The organism is Billgrantia saliphila (assembly GCF_002930105.1).
Classification (GTDB): domain Bacteria; phylum Pseudomonadota; class Gammaproteobacteria; order Pseudomonadales; family Halomonadaceae; genus Halomonas; species Halomonas saliphila.
Window position 1 is genome coordinate 25338 of record NZ_PJRN01000002.1, and the last position, 15179, is coordinate 40516.

17 protein-coding genes are annotated in these 15179 nt (G+C 64.3%); 7 read left to right on the top strand and 10 right to left on the bottom strand.

Annotated features, from left to right (window positions below; translation table 11 throughout):
• Window positions 1-29: 29 nt before the first annotated feature.
• Both trpD and CYJ07_RS02245 read right to left on the bottom strand, forming a co-directional pair.
• A complete protein-coding gene (gene trpD, locus CYJ07_RS02240) occupies window positions 30-1049 on the bottom strand; it encodes an anthranilate phosphoribosyltransferase (protein ID WP_104202054.1) in 1020 nt (339 codons plus the stop codon).
• A 26-nt stretch (window positions 1050-1075) separates the two neighbouring features.
• Window positions 1076-1660, bottom strand: a complete 585-nt coding sequence (locus CYJ07_RS02245; protein WP_104202055.1) for an anthranilate synthase component II — start codon at window positions 1658-1660, stop codon at window positions 1076-1078.
• Between the two features lie 356 nt (window positions 1661-2016).
• Between CYJ07_RS02245 and CYJ07_RS02250 the strand changes: the two genes are divergently transcribed.
• On the top strand, window positions 2017-2943 hold the full coding sequence (locus tag CYJ07_RS02250) for a metal ABC transporter solute-binding protein, Zn/Mn family (RefSeq protein ID WP_104202056.1): 927 nt from the start codon (window positions 2017-2019) through the stop codon (window positions 2941-2943).
• Window positions 2944-3029: 86 nt separating this feature from the next.
• On the opposite strand, the gene trpE is transcribed toward CYJ07_RS02250, so the two are convergent.
• Both trpE and CYJ07_RS02260 read right to left on the bottom strand, forming a co-directional pair.
• Window positions 3030-4523 carry an anthranilate synthase component I gene (trpE, locus tag CYJ07_RS02255; protein WP_104202329.1) on the bottom strand — a complete coding sequence of 498 codons (1494 nt, stop codon included), beginning with the start codon at window positions 4521-4523 and terminating at the stop codon, window positions 3030-3032.
• 251 nt (window positions 4524-4774) lie between these two features.
• Window positions 4775-5440 carry a phosphoglycolate phosphatase gene (locus CYJ07_RS02260; protein WP_104202057.1) on the bottom strand — a complete coding sequence of 222 codons (666 nt, stop codon included), beginning with the start codon at window positions 5438-5440 and terminating at the stop codon, window positions 4775-4777.
• 107 nt (window positions 5441-5547) lie between these two features.
• Between CYJ07_RS02260 and CYJ07_RS02265 the strand changes: the two genes are divergently transcribed.
• On the top strand, window positions 5548-6846 hold the full coding sequence (locus tag CYJ07_RS02265) for an NAD(P)/FAD-dependent oxidoreductase (RefSeq protein WP_104202058.1): 1299 nt from the start codon (window positions 5548-5550) through the stop codon (window positions 6844-6846).
• Here the strand turns inward: CYJ07_RS02265 and CYJ07_RS02270 are convergent.
• The 3 genes from CYJ07_RS02270 to CYJ07_RS02280 all read right to left on the bottom strand — a co-directional run bounded on the left by CYJ07_RS02270 (window position 6818) and on the right by CYJ07_RS02280 (window position 8370).
• Entirely contained in the window at window positions 6818-7129 is a 312-nt protein-coding gene (locus CYJ07_RS02270; protein WP_269320531.1) for a GIY-YIG nuclease family protein, read from the bottom strand. The two genes, CYJ07_RS02265 and CYJ07_RS02270, sit on opposite strands and share 29 nt — an antisense overlap.
• Complete coding sequence (gene rpe / locus CYJ07_RS02275) at window positions 7126-7839, bottom strand: ribulose-phosphate 3-epimerase (protein WP_104202331.1); 714 nt, start codon at window positions 7837-7839, stop codon at window positions 7126-7128. The genes CYJ07_RS02270 and rpe overlap by 4 nt, the downstream gene beginning before the upstream one ends.
• Before the next feature lie 87 nt (window positions 7840-7926).
• A complete protein-coding gene (locus tag CYJ07_RS02280; RefSeq protein ID WP_104202059.1) occupies window positions 7927-8370 on the bottom strand; it encodes a GNAT family N-acetyltransferase in 444 nt (147 codons plus the stop codon).
• Window positions 8371-8527: 157 nt separating this feature from the next.
• Between CYJ07_RS02280 and CYJ07_RS02285 the strand changes: the two genes are divergently transcribed.
• Window positions 8528-9118: a YajG family lipoprotein gene (locus tag CYJ07_RS02285; protein ID WP_104202060.1), complete on the top strand. Its 591-nt coding sequence runs from the start codon at window positions 8528-8530 to the stop codon at window positions 9116-9118.
• Between the two features lie 72 nt (window positions 9119-9190).
• Here the strand turns inward: CYJ07_RS02285 and CYJ07_RS02290 are convergent, their stop codons facing one another.
• The 3 genes from CYJ07_RS02290 to CYJ07_RS02300 all read right to left on the bottom strand — a co-directional run bounded on the left by CYJ07_RS02290 (window position 9191) and on the right by CYJ07_RS02300 (window position 11004).
• The gene (locus CYJ07_RS02290; RefSeq protein ID WP_104202061.1) at window positions 9191-9832 is read right to left on the bottom strand and encodes a thiopurine S-methyltransferase; all 642 of its coding nucleotides are present in this window, start codon (window positions 9830-9832) and stop codon (window positions 9191-9193) included.
• 10 nt (window positions 9833-9842) lie between these two features.
• Window positions 9843-10472 (bottom strand): TIGR04211 family SH3 domain-containing protein, encoded by a 630-nt coding sequence (locus tag CYJ07_RS02295; protein ID WP_104202062.1) that lies wholly within the window; start codon window positions 10470-10472, stop codon window positions 9843-9845.
• Between the two features lie 202 nt (window positions 10473-10674).
• Window positions 10675-11004, bottom strand: a complete 330-nt coding sequence (locus CYJ07_RS02300; protein ID WP_104202063.1) for a DUF1820 family protein — start codon at window positions 11002-11004, stop codon at window positions 10675-10677.
• 225 nt (window positions 11005-11229) lie between these two features.
• Here CYJ07_RS02300 and miaB point away from each other — a divergent pair, with 225 nt between their 5' ends.
• The 4 genes from miaB (at window position 11230) to CYJ07_RS02320 (ending at window position 15169) form a co-directional block, all read left to right on the top strand.
• Window positions 11230-12573: a tRNA (N6-isopentenyl adenosine(37)-C2)-methylthiotransferase MiaB gene (gene miaB, locus CYJ07_RS02305; RefSeq protein ID WP_104202064.1), complete on the top strand. Its 1344-nt coding sequence runs from the start codon at window positions 11230-11232 to the stop codon at window positions 12571-12573.
• Window positions 12574-12705: 132 nt separating this feature from the next.
• The gene (locus CYJ07_RS02310) at window positions 12706-13782 is read left to right on the top strand and encodes a PhoH family protein (RefSeq protein ID WP_104202065.1); all 1077 of its coding nucleotides are present in this window, start codon (window positions 12706-12708) and stop codon (window positions 13780-13782) included.
• Window positions 13779-14297, top strand: a complete 519-nt coding sequence (gene ybeY / locus CYJ07_RS02315; protein ID WP_104202066.1) for an rRNA maturation RNase YbeY — start codon at window positions 13779-13781, stop codon at window positions 14295-14297. The genes CYJ07_RS02310 and ybeY overlap by 4 nt, the downstream gene beginning before the upstream one ends.
• Window positions 14294-15169 (top strand): HlyC/CorC family transporter, encoded by an 876-nt coding sequence (locus CYJ07_RS02320; RefSeq protein ID WP_104202067.1) that lies wholly within the window; start codon window positions 14294-14296, stop codon window positions 15167-15169. The genes ybeY and CYJ07_RS02320 overlap by 4 nt, the downstream gene beginning before the upstream one ends.
• The last annotated feature ends 10 nt before the right edge of the window (window positions 15170-15179 follow it).

Here is a 15179-nt window from a genome sequence, read left to right on the forward strand (position 1 = left end):
TACGGGCGGCAGGTGGCCGCGAATGGGCGTCAGGAAACCAGTACCCGGGTAAAATCGGCCAGTTCCTTCATCTTTTCCAGCGGCAATTTGGAGGCCTGGGCGTCCTGGGCCATCAGGACTCCCTCCTTCAGCGTGTCGGCGATGCCCGCGCAGTAAAGCGCGCCACCGGCGTTGAGTGCCACGATATCGGCCGCCAGTCCCTCGCCCACCAGCGCCTCGCGCACCAGACGCAGGCTATCCTCGGCGCTGACGACTTTGAGCGGTGCCAGTTCGTGGCGCTCGATGCCGAAGTCCTCCGGGGTGACGGTGTAGCATCGAATCTCGCCGTCCCTGAGTTCGGCGACCCGGGTGGGCGCGGCCAGGGAGATCTCGTCCAGGCCATCCTCGGCGTGCACCACCATGACATGGCGACTGCCGAGTTGACGCAGCACCTCGGCCATCAGCGGCACCAGCTCCGCCGAATAGACACCCAGCAGCTGATTCGGCGCCCCGGCCGGGTTGGTCAGCGGACCGAGGATATTGAACAGGGTACGCACGCCCATCTCACGGCGCGGCCCGATGGCGTAGCGCATCGCCGGATGATGATTGGGCGCGAACATGAAGCCGACCCCCACCTGCTCGATGCAGCGCGCCACCTGGGAGGGCTTCAGGTCGAGCTGGATGCCCGCCATGTCGAACAGGTCGGCGCTACCGGAGGAAGAGGAGACGCTGCGGTTGCCGTGCTTGGCCACGTGCGCTCCCGCCGCCGCCGCGACGAAGCTGGAGGCGGTCGAGACGTTGAACAGGTTGGCACCATCGCCACCGGTACCGACGATGTCGACCACGTTGTCGGCGACGATGTCGACCCGCTTCATCAGCTCGCGCATCACCTGGGCTGCGGCCCCGATCTCCTCGGCGCTCTCCCCCTTCATGGCCAGGCCGACCAGCAGGCCGCCGATCTGGGCGTCGCTGGCCTCGCCGGTCATGATCTGGCGCATCACCGAGTGGGTCTCGTCGAAGCTCAGATTCGCGCGGCGCATCACCGCGGCAATGGCGTCTCGCATCTGCATGGGCAGAACTCCTCTGTCGGTGCGGCTCAGCGGCGCTGAAGGAAATTGGCCAGTAGCTCATGCCCTTGACGGGTCAGAATCGACTCCGGGTGGAACTGCACCCCTTCGATATCAAGCTCGCGATGACGCATCCCCATGATCAGACCGGGGGTCACGTCGTCGTCATCGGTCCAGGCGGTGATCTCGAGACAGTCCGGCAGCGTCGCGGACTCGACCACCAGCGAATGATAGCGGGTCACCTCGAGTGGGTCCTCTAGCCCAGCAAATACACCCTGACCGCCATGACGGACTCGCGAGGTCTTGCCATGCATCACCTGGGGGGCGCGTACCACACTGCCGCCGAATACCTGCCCGATCGCCTGGTGCCCCAGGCAGATCCCCAGGATCGGCAACCGACCGGCGAAATGATGGATCGCCGACAGTGAGATACCCGCCTCGTTGGGAGTGCAGGGACCGGGGGATATGACCAGATGGCTCGGCGCCAGGGCTTCGATCTTATCCAATGTTATGGCGTCGTTGCGAAAGGTGGCCACGTCGGCGCCCAGTTCGCCCAGATACTGCACCACGTTGAAGGTGAAGCTGTCGTAATTGTCGATCATCAGCACGGACATGGCGTTAGGTCCTGTTCCACGAGCTTTTCTGCGATGCTTTATGCGTCTTGGCCAGCCGTGCGGGTCTGCTTCGGGCACAAAAAAGCCGCCCAGACGGCGGCATTTTCTTCAGTCGTCAGCGTGCCGCCCCTCGCTCAGGAGCGCCACCACTGGATCGAGCATGACAATAAGGCGTATGCGTTCATGCCGCCAATAGTGCCGTCGCGTGCCCTGCGCTGTCAACGCGAGATCGCCCAGGAGCGATACCGGCCAGCACGCCCTCCGCAACCGATACGGTACGCTCATGCCGGCGGCTGGCCAGGCCTTCGCTCAGCCTCTATCATCGGGCATGCGCAACCGCGAAAAGGAGATTGACGATGCGCTCGACCCGCCGTGCCCGTTGCTGGCTGGCATTACCCCTCGTTGCCATGGTTGGCGGCATCCCGGCTGCTTCAGCCACACCCAAGGTGGTCGCCACCTTCTCGGTACTGGGTGATCTGGTCAATCAGGTCGGCGGTAGCGACATCGAATTGGTGGTACTGACCCCCGCCGGCGCCGAGGTGCACGAGTGGGAGCTGACCCCGAACAATTTCATCGCTCTGGAAGATGCCGACCTAGTCTTCTACAGCGGCTATCAGCTCGAACAATGGATGCGCCAGGTGCATGCCACCGTGGGCAACCGTGCCCCGCTGGTCCCCGTGGCCGAGGAGTCCGAATACCCCACGCGCCCCATCATCACCGGCGAGTACACGGGCGACCCCGATCCTCACCTATGGATGGATCCGCGCGCCACGGCCGCCTTCCTCGAGGTCATAGCCGACACGCTGGCTGAGGTCCATCCCGATGCCGCCAGCGACTACCGGGCACGCGCCGAGGCGGCCAGCGAAACCCTTGCTTCGCTGCACGAGGAGATCGGCGAACTGCTGTCCAGCATTCCCGACGAGCAACGGCTGCTGATCACCACCGAAGCGGCGTTCGGTTACTTCGCGGACGCTTATGATTTTCGCCATGACGGGGTATGGGGCAACAACGCCGAGACCGAGGGCTCGCCCCAGCAGATCATGCGCATCGTTGACCTCATCGAAGAGCACCAGCCGCGTGCCCTGTTCTGGGAAAGCACGCTCACCGATCGCTACGTGAGCAGTATCGCAGCCGACACCGGCCTCGCCGTGGCCGGCCCGCTCTACGTCGATTCACTGAGCGAACCCGATGGCGACGCGTCCAACTACATTGCCCTGATGCGTCACAACGCGCTGCTGATCCGCAACGCCCTGCTGGGCGAAGAAGCGACCCAGGAAGAGTAAGGCCAAACCCTGCAGGTGCCCCGAATGCATCGCCCCTCGCCGCGTTGGCGGCGAGGGGCGAAAGGGAGGAGCAAGCCGAGGCGGTACTAGAGGTTGTCGAGCCCCTTTTCGGCCATGGCCACGGCACGGAAGATGGCGCGCCCCTTGTTGAGCGTTTCCTGCCACTCGAGTTCGGGGACGGAGTCGGCGACCACTCCCGCTCCGGCCTGGACATGCAGCTCGCCATCCTTGATTACCGCAGTGCGAATGGCAATGGCCGTATCCATGTTGCCGTGCCAGGAGAGATAGCCCACCGCGCCGGAGTAAATGCCACGCTTGACCGGCTCCAGTTCGTCGATGATCTCCATTGCCCGAATCTTGGGCGCCCCCGACAGCGTACCCGCCGGGAATGTCGCCCGCAGCACGTCCATGGCGGAAAGCCCCGGCTTCAGTTTCCCGGTAACGTTGGACACGATGTGCATCACATGGGAATAGCGCTCCACGGCCATCTGGTCGGTGACTCGCACCGAGCCGGTCTCGCTGATTCGCCCCACGTCGTTGCGCCCCAGGTCGATCAGCATCAGGTGTTCGGCCACCTCCTTGGGGTCGGCCAGCAGATCGGCCTCCAGCGCCATGTCCTCCTCTTCTGTCTTGCCGCGCATCCGCGTGCCGGCAATTGGCCGCACCGTGACTTCTCCCTCCTCGAGCCGGGCGAGAATCTCCGGCGACGAGCCCACCACATGATGATCGCCGAGGTTGAAGAAGAACATGTACGGCGAAGGGTTGAGGCTGCGTAGCGCCCGGTACAAGTCGAGCGGCGAGGCCTGATAGGGGATCGACATGCGCTGCGAAGGCACGCACTGCATCACGTCGCCGGCCAGTACGTACTGCTTTATCGTTTCCACCGCCGCCTTGAAGCCCGTCTCAGTAAAGCCCGAGGTGAAGTGTCCCTCCTCCACCGCGCTGCGGCCGGTACCGGGACTACCGGCCGGCGCGCTGGCACTGCGCAGCCGCTTCTCCAGCCCCGCCAGCCGATCGGCGGCCGCATCGTAGGCATTCGGCAAAGCGGGATCGGCATGCGTCCACAGCGTCAGACGCCCCGAGAGATTGTCGAATACGACCAGTTCATTGCAGACCATCAACAGGACATCGGGCACGCCCAAGGGGTCGGGCTTCGCCGTGACGTGCGGGCCGCGCAGGCACGGTTCGATGTAGCGGATGGTGTCGTAACCGAAATAACCGACCAGACCACCGTCGAAGCGCGGCTGATCGTCCAAGCGCGGCACGCGAAAATCCGCCTGGAAGCGCTCGATCCAGGCGAGTGGGTCCTCGACCTCGTCGCGTGCTACGCACTCGCCGTGGCGGAAGTGGCTTACGCGGTGACCGCGTACCTCGATCCGCTCGTGGCTGGGCAGCCCGATGATCGAATAGCGCCCCCACTTCTCGCCACCCTGTACCGACTCGAGCAGGAAGCTCCAGGGTTCATCGGCCAGCTTCAGATAAGTGGACAGCGGCGTGTCGAGGTCAGCCAGCACCTCACGGGTGACCGGGATACGGTTGTAGCCAGCGCGGGCCAGCTCATGGAAACGTTCGGGAGTCATCATGCCCGATTCCTTGAAGAGTCGACGGTGACGGGATTGGTGCAATCGCTATGACGGAGTGAAGGCGGGCGTCACCATCGCCAGCCGGCGGCCCCGGCAAACGGCATCGGCGAGCGGACGACAGTCGGGAAGCGACTGCCTCGGGCAGGGGGAAAATCATCCAGCGTTATGCGGCTGTCCATCGAAGCGTGTCCCGCGAAGATAGGCAATCGGAATGAATTCCGAATCGTCGATAGGAAGTGAAAATCACCCTAAACGAGTTCCACCAGCGATTCAACCATGCCATCGGGCCGGCTATTGCGCACCGGCTCACCATGGTTGTAACCGTAGGGAACCGCCAGGGTGCGAAAGCCTGCGGCGCGTCCTGCCTCGACGTCATGACGCGAGTCGCCAACCATCAGGCAAGCGGTGACCGGCTGCCCGAAACGCTCGGCCACGTGCCATAGCGGTGCCGGATCGGGCTTTTTCTGCGGCAAGCTGTCGCCACCCAGGCACAGCGCGAAATGGCCATCGAGACCGAACGCTGACAGGATCGGCTGAATCAGGGCAAACGGCTTGTTGGTGACCACGGCCAGGATCCGGCCATCTTCACGCAGGGCGTCGAGCGCCTCGCGCACGCCGGGATAGAGCCGGGTGCGGGCGGCGGGATCGCGACCGTAATGCCGCAGGAACCGCTCGTGGCCACGCTCCAGCCGCTCCGTCGACGGGGGTGCTCCCAGGGCATCGGCCAGCGCCTGCTCGATCAGCTTGCGCGAACCGCTGCCCACCCAGTCTCTCACCTTGGTCTCGCCCGCGGGTGGCAGCTCGAAGTCGGCCAGCACGGCGTCCACCGCCGCCGAGAGATCGGGTACGGAGTCGACCAGGGTGCCGTCCAGGTCGAAACAGATCAGGCGAATGTCGGCCAGCATTGGGTGCATCGGGATCACCTCGCGTTCATCGAGGCTTTATTGTGCCGCAAAGCCCGTAGGCAGGAAACGCCGCACCGCTTATGCTGGGGGCCGCATATTCTTCTCGAGGAGTGGGCATGGACAGACAGCGGATCGTGGTGGTCGGCGGCGGCGCCGGCGGTTTGGAACTGGTCACGCGCCTGGGGCGCCGACTAGGGCGTCGCGGTCGAGCCGAGGTGACCCTGATCGATCGCAACCCGACGCATATATGGAAACCGCTGCTCCACGAAGTGGCCACCGGTGCGCTGGATTCAGGGCTCGATGAAATTTCCTACCAGGGCCATGCCCGGGACAACGGCTACCGCTTTCAACGCGGTACGCTCGAAGCGCTGGACCGGGAAGGCCGTCAGCTGCGCCTCGCCCCGGTCATCGACGAACATGGCGATGAAGTGCTACCGGCCCGCAGCATCGATTACGACCTGCTGGTGCTCTCGCTGGGCAGCGTCAGTAACGACTTCGGCACTCCCGGGGTCGCCGAGCATTGCCATTTTCTCGACAGCCCCGCCCAGGCGGAGGCCTTCCGCCGCGACATGCTCAATACCTTTCTGCGCTACAGCGACGCCGAACGGCGCAGCCATCCCCGGCTTACCGTGGGCATCGTGGGGGCCGGCGCTACCGGCGTGGAGCTCGCGGCCGAGCTCTACGATGCCTCGCGCATGTTGCACAGCTACGGCTTCACCGACATGGACAGCGGCCAGCTCGAAGTGCATCTGATCGAGGCGGCTCCGGACGTGCTGCCGGCCCTGCCCGAGCGTATCCGTACCGCCGTACGCAAGGAACTGGAACGGCTGGGCGTGCAGGTGCACACCGGTACCCGAGTGGTATGCGTCGACCGGGAAGGCATCATGACGGCCGACGAGCGGCGCATCGACACGGACCTCAACGTCTGGGCCGCCGGTATCAAGGCGCCCGACGTGCTCGCCAAACTGGGGCTGACCCTCGACCGCAACCAGCGCATTCGGGTCGAGCCCAACCTGCAGAGCGTCGACGATCCGCACATTTTCGCCTTCGGCGACTGCGCCAGCTGCCCCCAGCCGGACGGCAACCCAGTTCCGCCGCGCGCCCAGGCCGCTCATCAACAGGCCCAGCGACTCTATCGCAACCTGCGCGCACGTCTCGACGGGGGCGAACTCAAGCCGTTTCGCTACCGCGACCGTGGCTCGCTCATCTCGCTGGCGCACTTCGAAGCGATCGGCAGCCTGATGCGCGGTGCCTCGGCGCGCAGCCTGTTCGTCGAGGGTCAGCTCGCCAAGTTCTTCTATGCTTCGCTCTACCGTATGCATCAGCGCGCCATACACGGCACCGCCAAGACCGCTCTCATCCTGCTGGCGGATGGCTTGAACCGTTTCATTCGCCCGCGCATGAAACTCCACTGAGGATTGCCTGGCGAGCCTCGGCGCCACGCCGGGCCAACCAGGCCCGTTTGCGCGGCGCCGGGAGCCGCTTGAGTTCTGCCTCCAGGCGCAGTGCCTGGCCGTGGCTGCCCACCGGTTCGTGATGCACCAGCGTCAGTGGCCCACGCCCTCGCAGCGCCTTGGCACCGCGACCGGCGAGGTGCTCGGCGAAGCGGCGCTCGACATTCGTGGTGATGCCGGTATAGAGGGCGCCGCGGGCCGTCTCGATCATGTAGAGATACCATTGCGGAGCCGCCTCGCTCACGGTTTCTCGCCTTCCACGCTGGCAAGCTGCTCGCGGAAAGCGCGCATCACACTGTCGTAACGATGGGCATCGTCAGCGCGTGATGCGCTGAACACGGCCGATCCGGCGACGAAGGTGTCGGCGCCGGCACGGGCGATCTCGGCGATGTTCTCGACCTTCACCCCACCGTCGATCTCGAGGCGAATGTCATGGCCCGAGGCATCGATGCGACGACGGGCCTCGCGCAGCTTGTCGAGCGTCGCGGGAATGAAGGCCTGTCCCCCGAACCCGGGATTGACGCTCATCAGCAGGATCATGTCGACCTTGTCCATCACGTAGTCGAGGTAGGAGAGCGGCGTGGCCGGGTTGAATACCAGCCCCGCCTTGCACCCGCCGGCACGAATCAGCTGCAGCGAGCGATCGATGTGCTCGGAGGCTTCCGGATGAAAGGTAATGTAGGTGGCTCCCGCCTCGATGAAGTCATCGATCAGCCGATCCACCGGCTTGACCATCAGATGGGCGTCGATGGGCGCGGTGACGCCGTGCTTGCGCAGTGCCTGGCAGACCATCGGTCCGATGGTCAGATTGGGCACGTAATGGTTGTCCATGACGTCGAAATGGACTATGTCGGCGCCGGAGGCCAGCACGTTATCCACTTCTTCGCCCAGGCGGGCGAAATCGGCGGAGAGAATCGAAGGGGCAATCAGGAAGTCGCGGGTCGCGTCGCTCATGGGCCTGTCCAGCAGTCGCACGGGGAAAGGCGCCATGGTACCAAACTCCGCGAGACGTCGGGAAAGGCCGCGCGGCGACGGTGGGGTTCAGTTGTCGCGGCGGGACTGACGCGACCACGCCATCAACGTCTCGCTCTCCCCGCTGAGCGGTTCGCGGCGCTCCTCCACGACCTGGAACCCCAGGCGGCGATAAAAAGAGACGGCGCGCACGTTACGGGAATAGACGCACAGTGTGATGCGCTTGCGCACGCCCATGGCGTGCGCCATCAGATGCGTACCATGGCCGAAACTCTGCACCTCGGGGTCGATGAACAGAGCCTCCAGATGATCGCCGTTGAGCGAGGCGAAACCGATCACCCGACCGGCGACCTCGAGCACATGCGTCTCGGCGTTCGGCAGGTAGCGCTGGGCCATGTCCGCCGCCCGCGCCTGCCAGAAATCGGCGGCAATGAAGTCGTGGGCCAGCATCGAGGCGCGCAGCCAGATATCGACGAGCTGAGGTATGTCACTCTGGTTGGCGGTTCGTATCATGGGGCTCTCCCGGGCTGAGAGTTCGAGTGTAACCGCTCGCGCCGGCAACGGCTCAACGCTGTCGCCACCCGCTGGCAGCCGATATACTGGCTTCGGTCGCAAGCGGGCGCACTTCGCATGCCACCAACAGCTCGTATCACGCCTTTGGGGAAACAGAATGAATCGACGTCATGTCCTGTACGCCGGCGCCGCCCTGCTGGTCGCTATCCTGCTGGCCGGCTGTGCCAGCCCTCACTACCTGCAGCTCAACCCTCAGCGCAGCACGTCGGTCGATCAATTCGGCAATGGCCAGGCCGTTACCGTGGCGGCCGCCGACGAGCGCGAGGATGACGTGATCGGCACCCGCAGCGGCAGTGCCATGTCCACCGCGGTCATTACCGTCAGCGCTCACGAGCTGGTGCCGCAACTTCAGCGCGAGGCCGAGCGTGCCGTACGCGACATGGGCTTCTCGCCCACCCTCGAACCCGCCAATGGCCACCCGAGCCTGACAGTGTCCCTGCTGCACCTGGGCTATGAGCGTGGAGAGAATCGCCCGGTCATCGACGAAGCCCGACTCAAGGCGATACTCGAGGTCAAGGTGGTCAATCAGGGCACTACCTACACCGGCACCTACACCTCACGCCGCACCCAGAGCTATGCGGTACGCCCCGATCGCGACACCAACACGCGCATGCTCAACGATCTGATCAGCGACGCTCTCGACCGTGCTTTCAGCGATCCGGAGCTGGGACGACTGCTGGCCCGCTGAAGCATACGAGAGGCGTGACGGACGCCGCGCCTGGACGTACCGCAAAAAGGCGGGACGAGCACGAAGCGCGGCTCAGACCGAAGGTCCCCGGCGCACCATGGCCCAGACACTCTCGCGAAAGCCGCTATCCGCCTCCGGCCCGCCATCCTCCAGATGGGTGAGCTGAAAATTGGGCTCGAACAGCTCACGCACTTCCTCGGCCGGCACGTGAAAAGGCGGCCCTGCCGCCTCGTCACCGGGCGCCCGGGTCAGTGCAATCAACAGCCCCCTGGCACCGGGAGGCGTCAACTGGGCCATGTGGAAGGCATAGCGCTGGCGTGTCGCAGGCGGTAGCGCGATCAGCGCCGCCCTATCGTAGAAGGCGCCGATCTCGGCGGCCTGATCGATATGGAAGTGGAAGAAGTCGCCACACCACAGCTCCACGTTGCCTTGGCGACAAACGTCGAACGGCTCCTGACGGTAGCGCGAGACACTGCCTACCCCTTCGGTAACGAATTGCTCGATCGCCTCTTCGGCCAGTTCGATGCCGAGCACCGGATGGTCGTGGCGCGCCAGCCAGCGCATATCCAGGCTCTTGCCGCACAGCGGCACGAGCACCTTGGTTCCCGGTCGCACGCCGAGCTGCGGCCAGTAGCGAACCAGTGCCGGATGCACCTCGGGACGGTGAAATCCGATGCGCCCCTCCCGCCAGCGGTCTAGCCATTCTTGCGCCATGAGGCCTCCGTCAGAACCAACGGTCGCGCTTGCGCTTCCGGCGCGGCAGATGAGGAATGATCAAGCCCACCAGCAAGCCGGCGCCGGCCACGCCGCCGCCGTACATGAAGTAGCGCATCAACAGGTCCTCCTCCTGGGTATCCAGGCGCGCCTGCAGCTGGCGGATGGTACGTCGCGACTGTTCAGCCTCGCTGTCGAGCTGATGATTGCGCTCTTCCAGTTCGGCGATACGCCGTTCTCGCGCTTCAAGCGTCTCGGTCATGGCCGAGACTCGCCCCTCCCAGGTCTCGTTGATTCCGTCCAGTTCCGCTTCCAGCTCGGCCACCTGGTTTTGTAACCGCGGCAGCTGTTCGCGGGCACTGGGCTCCTCCTGCAACTCGTCGCTGAGCACCCATACCCGGTCGCCCTCGGTATCCTCGACCCGGCTGTAGTCACCGCTCACCTCGAGCACCGTCACCGGTTCGCCGGCGGTCAGTGTGCCCACGATGCGGTAACCGTCGGTCGGCCCGCTACGCACATAGGTAGTCAGCTGTTCGGAGACCCAGTGAGTGTTGTCACCACTCTGCTGGGCGTGTAGCGGCAGGGCCATGAGGCCCAGCGACACGCCCGCGAAGACAATCTTGATCCGATGCATCGTCATGCCGTTGTCCTGGCTGTTGATCCACGCGCGACACGCTCGCATGCCGCACCGTGTTGCCGTTGACGTTCAGCGGCCTATCCACAGTTCCTGTGGATAAGCCCCGGGAAAACTGCTGGAAAGGCGCCGCCGCGAGAGGCCCGGTGCGGGCTCGTGTCGGGGTGGTCGTTTCCTGACCAGATCGTAAGCGCCGATCGGCGCCCGCTCAGCGCTCGCTCTTCGGGGGAGGCATCGGGCCGCGCGGAAACTCGGCCACGCGCCCCTCGCTCTTCACGGCGCGCGCCGGCCCTTCGCGCTCCACCTCATCGATGCGAACGATGGCATTGAGGGGCAAATAGCTGCGCTTAACGCCATCGAAGGTATGCCGCAATCTGTCGGCCGAAGGATCGACGACCAGCTTCGAACCGTCCTCGAAGACGAATTCCTCGACCTCGATGAAGCCCCAGAGTTCACTTTGGAAGATCTCACGGACGTAGAGCTCCCAGACTTCGCCCTGCTGATGGAATACCACCCGGTAGATTGGCTTGGCCGCCATAAGGCCTGACATCCTCAACGTTCGATTGCCACCCGCCGCCCCCAATCGGAGCGCACGCCAGGGGCAAGCGTATCACAGTCCATGTGGGGCGCGACGCCCCCACTGGCCCCGCCGCATGCGCTTCCGTATAATGCCGTCATCTTCGAGAACGGCTCCGTAGCCCATTCCCGCGACACTCCACTTACCGGTGACGCACGCGTCGGACAACCGACCGACCCTATTCTTATGGCGAAGAAACTCTTCATCAAGACTCATGGCTGCCAGATGAACGAGTACGATTCCGCCCGCATGGCGGATCTGCTCGGCGAATCGCACCAGCTCGAATTGACCGATGACGAAGGCGAAGCCGACGTCATCCTGCTCAATACCTGCTCGATTCGTGAAAAGGCGCAAGAGAAGGTCTTCCACCAGCTCGGCCGCTGGAAGAAGCTCAAGCAAGCCAACCCCGACCTGGTGATCGGCGTGGGGGGCTGCGTAGCCAGCCAGGAGGGCGAGGCGCTGCGCAAGCGTGCCCCCTACGTGGACATGGTCTTCGGGCCCCAGACCCTGCACCGAGTGCCGGCGATGCTCGACGCCCGCCGCCAGGACCAGATTTCGGTGGTCGACGTCACTTTCCCCGAGATCGAGAAGTTCGATCACCTGCCCAAGCCGAGCTCGGACGGTGCCACCGCTTTCGTCTCAGTGATGGAGGGCTGCTCCAAGTACTGCACGTTCTGCGTGGTGCCGTACACCCGTGGCGAAGAGGTCTCGCGCCCTTTCGAGGCGGTGATGGACGAAGTGATCCATCTGGCCGGCCAGGGCGTGCGCGAAATCAATTTGCTGGGGCAGAACGTCAATGCCTATCGTGGCGAGAACCGGCTCGGCGACGAAATCGACCTGGCCGAGCTGATCGCCTGCGTAGCGGCCGTGGAGGGCATCGACCGCATCCGCTTCACTACCTCTCACCCGGTGGAATTCTCCGACAGTCTGATCGAGTCCTTCGGCGAGATCCCCGAGCTGGTCAGCCACCTGCACCTGCCGGTGCAGTCCGGCTCCGACCGGATACTGGCAGCCATGAAGCGTGGCCATACCGCCGACGAGTACGTGGCGAAGATGGAACGTATCCGCGCATTGCGACCCGACATCAGTTTCTCCTCGGATTTCATCATCGGTTTCCCCGGCGAGACCGACGAAGATTTCGAGGCGACCATGAACCTGATCCAGCGCATCGGTTTCGATCACTCGTTCAGCTTCGTCTACTCGGCGCGCCCCGGCACGCCCGCCGCCTCGCTGGAAGACACCACCCCCGAGAGCGTCAAGAAGCAGCGCCTGGCGATCCTCCAAGAGCGCATCAATCAGCACGCGATGCAGATCAGCCGACGCATGGTGGGTTCTACCCAGCGCATCCTGGTCACCGGCTTCGCCCCCAGGGACCCGGGACAGCTGTCGGGGCGTACCGAGAACAATCGTGTGGTCAACTTCCGCGCCGCCAACCCCACCGAACTGATCGGCCACTTCGTCGACGTGACCGTCACCGAGGCACTGCCCAACTCTCTACGCGGCGAGCTGGCCTCACCAGCGCTACACTGAGGTCAAGAAACGCCAGGCGACCGACGGGGCCGCTTCGCCAACTGACGTAGCGCGGCGTTCGAAGGATTGCCCTGCCAGGAGGCGGGGCATTAAGCTGAGTGCCAATACACGCAACGCAGGGATTTCGCCACTTTGAGTCAGCACGCCTCACAGGCCAATCGCATCATCACATTGAGCCTCGAGCCCAATGATCCACAGCGCCTCGCCAACCTCTGCGGCCAGCGGGACGAACATCTCAAGCTGGTCGAGTCGCGGCTCGGCGTCACCCTGCGCAACCGCGGCAACGTCTTTCAGTTGGCCGGCCCCGGCAACCGGGTCAAGGCGGCGGCCAACGTGCTCGAGCACCTCTATCGCGAGGCCGAGGCCAGCGACTTATCGCCCGATACCGTGCATCTTTTCCTCCAGGAGTCGGGCCGGGAGGCGGTCGACGAGGAGGAGGGGCCGGGCGACGACGAGGTTCTGCTGCGTACCCCCAAGGTGTTGATCAAGCCGCGCGGCCAGAACCAGCAGAACTATGTCACCAGCATTCGTCAGCATGACATCAACTTCGGCATCGGCCCAGCCGGTACCGGCAAGACCTACCTGGCCGTGGCTGCCGCCGTGGAGGCACTCAACCAGCAGGAGGTACGCCGCATCCTGCTGGTGCGTCCCGCCGTAGAGGCCGGCGAAAAGCTCGGCTTTTTGCCCGGCGATCTGGCACAGAAGATCGACCCTTACCTGCGCCCGCTCTATGACGCTCTCTACGAAATGCTCGGCTTCGAGCAGGTCGGCAAGTTGATCGAGCGCCAAGTGATCGAGATCGCTCCGCTGGCCTACATGCGCGGCCGCACACTGAACAATGCCTTCATCATCCTCGACGAAAGTCAGAACACCACGCGCGAGCAGATGAAGATGTTCCTGACCCGTATCGGTTTCGGTTCCACCGCAGTGATCACCGGCGACGTCACCCAGGTGGACCTGCCCCGCGGCCAGAGTTCCGGTCTGATTCAGGTGCTCGAAGTGCTCCGGGGCACCGCAGGCATCGGCGTGACCCACTTCGCCGCCAAGGACGTGGTACGCCACCCGCTGGTACAGCGCATCATCGAAGCGTACGAGAGCTTCGAGGCCGAGCAGGAGGTACAGGAGCGTGCCCGCCGCGAGGCCCGTGAGCGCGAGCGCGAAGCCCTGCGCCAGGAGCGGGAACGTAATCGGGGCAACGGCGAGACATGACGTCGGCTGCGGAGATCGACCGTCAGGTGGCCTGCGTCGCCGACGACCTGCCAAGTCGGACCGAACTCGTGGCCTGGGTTGCCGCCGTTCTGGCGCGTTTTCCCGATGAGACTCGCCATGAGGTTACCGTTCGCTTCGTCGATGTCGAAGAGGGGCAGGCGCTCAATCGCGACTATCGCGACCGCGATCGGCCCACCAACGTACTCTCCTTCCCCTTCGATGGCCCGCCGGGCATTGAGCTGCCGCTACTCGGCGACTTGGTGCTGTGCCATCCTGTCATCGAGCGCGAAGCCAGGGAGCAGGAAAAGCGCCTGCTGGACCACTACGCTCATCTGGTAGTGCATGGCACCTTGCACTTGCTTGGCTACGATCACCTCGATGAAGCCGAGGCAGAGGTCATGGAGCAGCTCGAACGCGAGATCCTGATGGATTTCGCCATCGCCGATCCCTACGCGCCGCTCGTGGGCGGTGCCGACGAACAATATAATGATAAGGACGAGAGACGCGATCCATGAGTGACGACCGAACGACCGGCCAGGGCGGAAGGTCCTGGCTCGACAAGCTGCTCGGCGCCCTCTCGGGTGACAGTGATGGCCCAAGCTCGAGGGAAGAGCTCATGGAGTTCCTGCGCGAAGCGGGAACGCGGCTCAAGCTGGAACAGGACGCCATGATGATTATCGAAGGCGCCCTGCAGATCAGCGACCAGCAGGTCCGCGAAGTGTTGATCCCTCGCTCCCAGGTTGCCGCCATCGCCGTCGACCAGCCCCCCGAGGAGTATCTGGCACTGATCCATGAGACCGGCCACTCACGCTACCCCGTGATCGGCGAGAATCTGGACGAGGTCAAGGGCCTGTTACTGGTCAAGGATCTGCTGCAGTTGCTCAACTGTCCCGCCGAGGAGCGCGAGCGCTTCCGTCTCGAAGACATACTTCGTCCGGCGATGTTCGTCCCCGAATCCAAGCGTCTCAACAGCTTGCTCAAGGAGTTTCGCGATACGCACAATCATATGGCGGTGGTTGTCGACGAGTATGGCGGCACCGCGGGCATCGTCACCATCGAGGATATCCTTGAACAGATCGTCGGTGACATCGAGGACGAGCACGATACCGACGAGGACGACGACATCCGCGATCTGGGTGAAGGGCGTTATGCCATCCGCGCCCTGACGCCGATCGAGGATTTCAACGAGCGCTTCGACACGCGTTTCTCCGACGACGAGTTCGATACCGTCGGCGGCCTCGTGATGCAGCGCTTCGGTCACCTGCCCGGCCGCGGCGAACATACGGAACTCGGCGGCTGGCGGTTCACCGTGCTCAATGCCGATAACCGGCGTATCCGGCTGCTCGAGGCCGCCCCCCCTGAAGCATCGACACAGCACGACGATTGACCGTCGCGCC

Coding starts and splice junctions, on each gene's coding strand:
- CYJ07_RS02280 (WP_104202059.1), bottom strand. CDS start 8,370: ATGATACGAACCGCCAACCAGAGTGACATACCTCAGCTCGTCGATATC.
- CYJ07_RS02290 (WP_104202061.1), bottom strand. CDS start 9,832: ATGGCGCAAGAATGGCTAGACCGCTGGCGGGAGGGGCGCATCGGATTT.
- trpD (WP_104202054.1), bottom strand. CDS start 1,049: ATGCAGATGCGAGACGCCATTGCCGCGGTGATGCGCCGCGCGAATCTG.
- CYJ07_RS02320 (WP_104202067.1), top strand. CDS start 14,294: ATGAGTGACGACCGAACGACCGGCCAGGGCGGAAGGTCCTGGCTCGAC.
- CYJ07_RS02250 (WP_104202056.1), top strand. CDS start 2,017: ATGCGCTCGACCCGCCGTGCCCGTTGCTGGCTGGCATTACCCCTCGTT.
- rpe (WP_104202331.1), bottom strand. CDS start 7,839: ATGAGCGACGCGACCCGCGACTTCCTGATTGCCCCTTCGATTCTCTCC.
- CYJ07_RS02260 (WP_104202057.1), bottom strand. CDS start 5,440: ATGCACCCAATGCTGGCCGACATTCGCCTGATCTGTTTCGACCTGGAC.
- miaB (WP_104202064.1), top strand. CDS start 11,230: ATGGCGAAGAAACTCTTCATCAAGACTCATGGCTGCCAGATGAACGAG.
- ybeY (WP_104202066.1), top strand. CDS start 13,779: ATGACGTCGGCTGCGGAGATCGACCGTCAGGTGGCCTGCGTCGCCGAC.
- CYJ07_RS02285 (WP_104202060.1), top strand. CDS start 8,528: ATGAATCGACGTCATGTCCTGTACGCCGGCGCCGCCCTGCTGGTCGCT.
- CYJ07_RS02265 (WP_104202058.1), top strand. CDS start 5,548: ATGGACAGACAGCGGATCGTGGTGGTCGGCGGCGGCGCCGGCGGTTTG.
- CYJ07_RS02300 (WP_104202063.1), bottom strand. CDS start 11,004: ATGGCGGCCAAGCCAATCTACCGGGTGGTATTCCATCAGCAGGGCGAA.
- CYJ07_RS02295 (WP_104202062.1), bottom strand. CDS start 10,472: ATGACGATGCATCGGATCAAGATTGTCTTCGCGGGCGTGTCGCTGGGC.
- trpE (WP_104202329.1), bottom strand. CDS start 4,523: ATGACTCCCGAACGTTTCCATGAGCTGGCCCGCGCTGGCTACAACCGT.
- CYJ07_RS02245 (WP_104202055.1), bottom strand. CDS start 1,660: ATGTCCGTGCTGATGATCGACAATTACGACAGCTTCACCTTCAACGTG.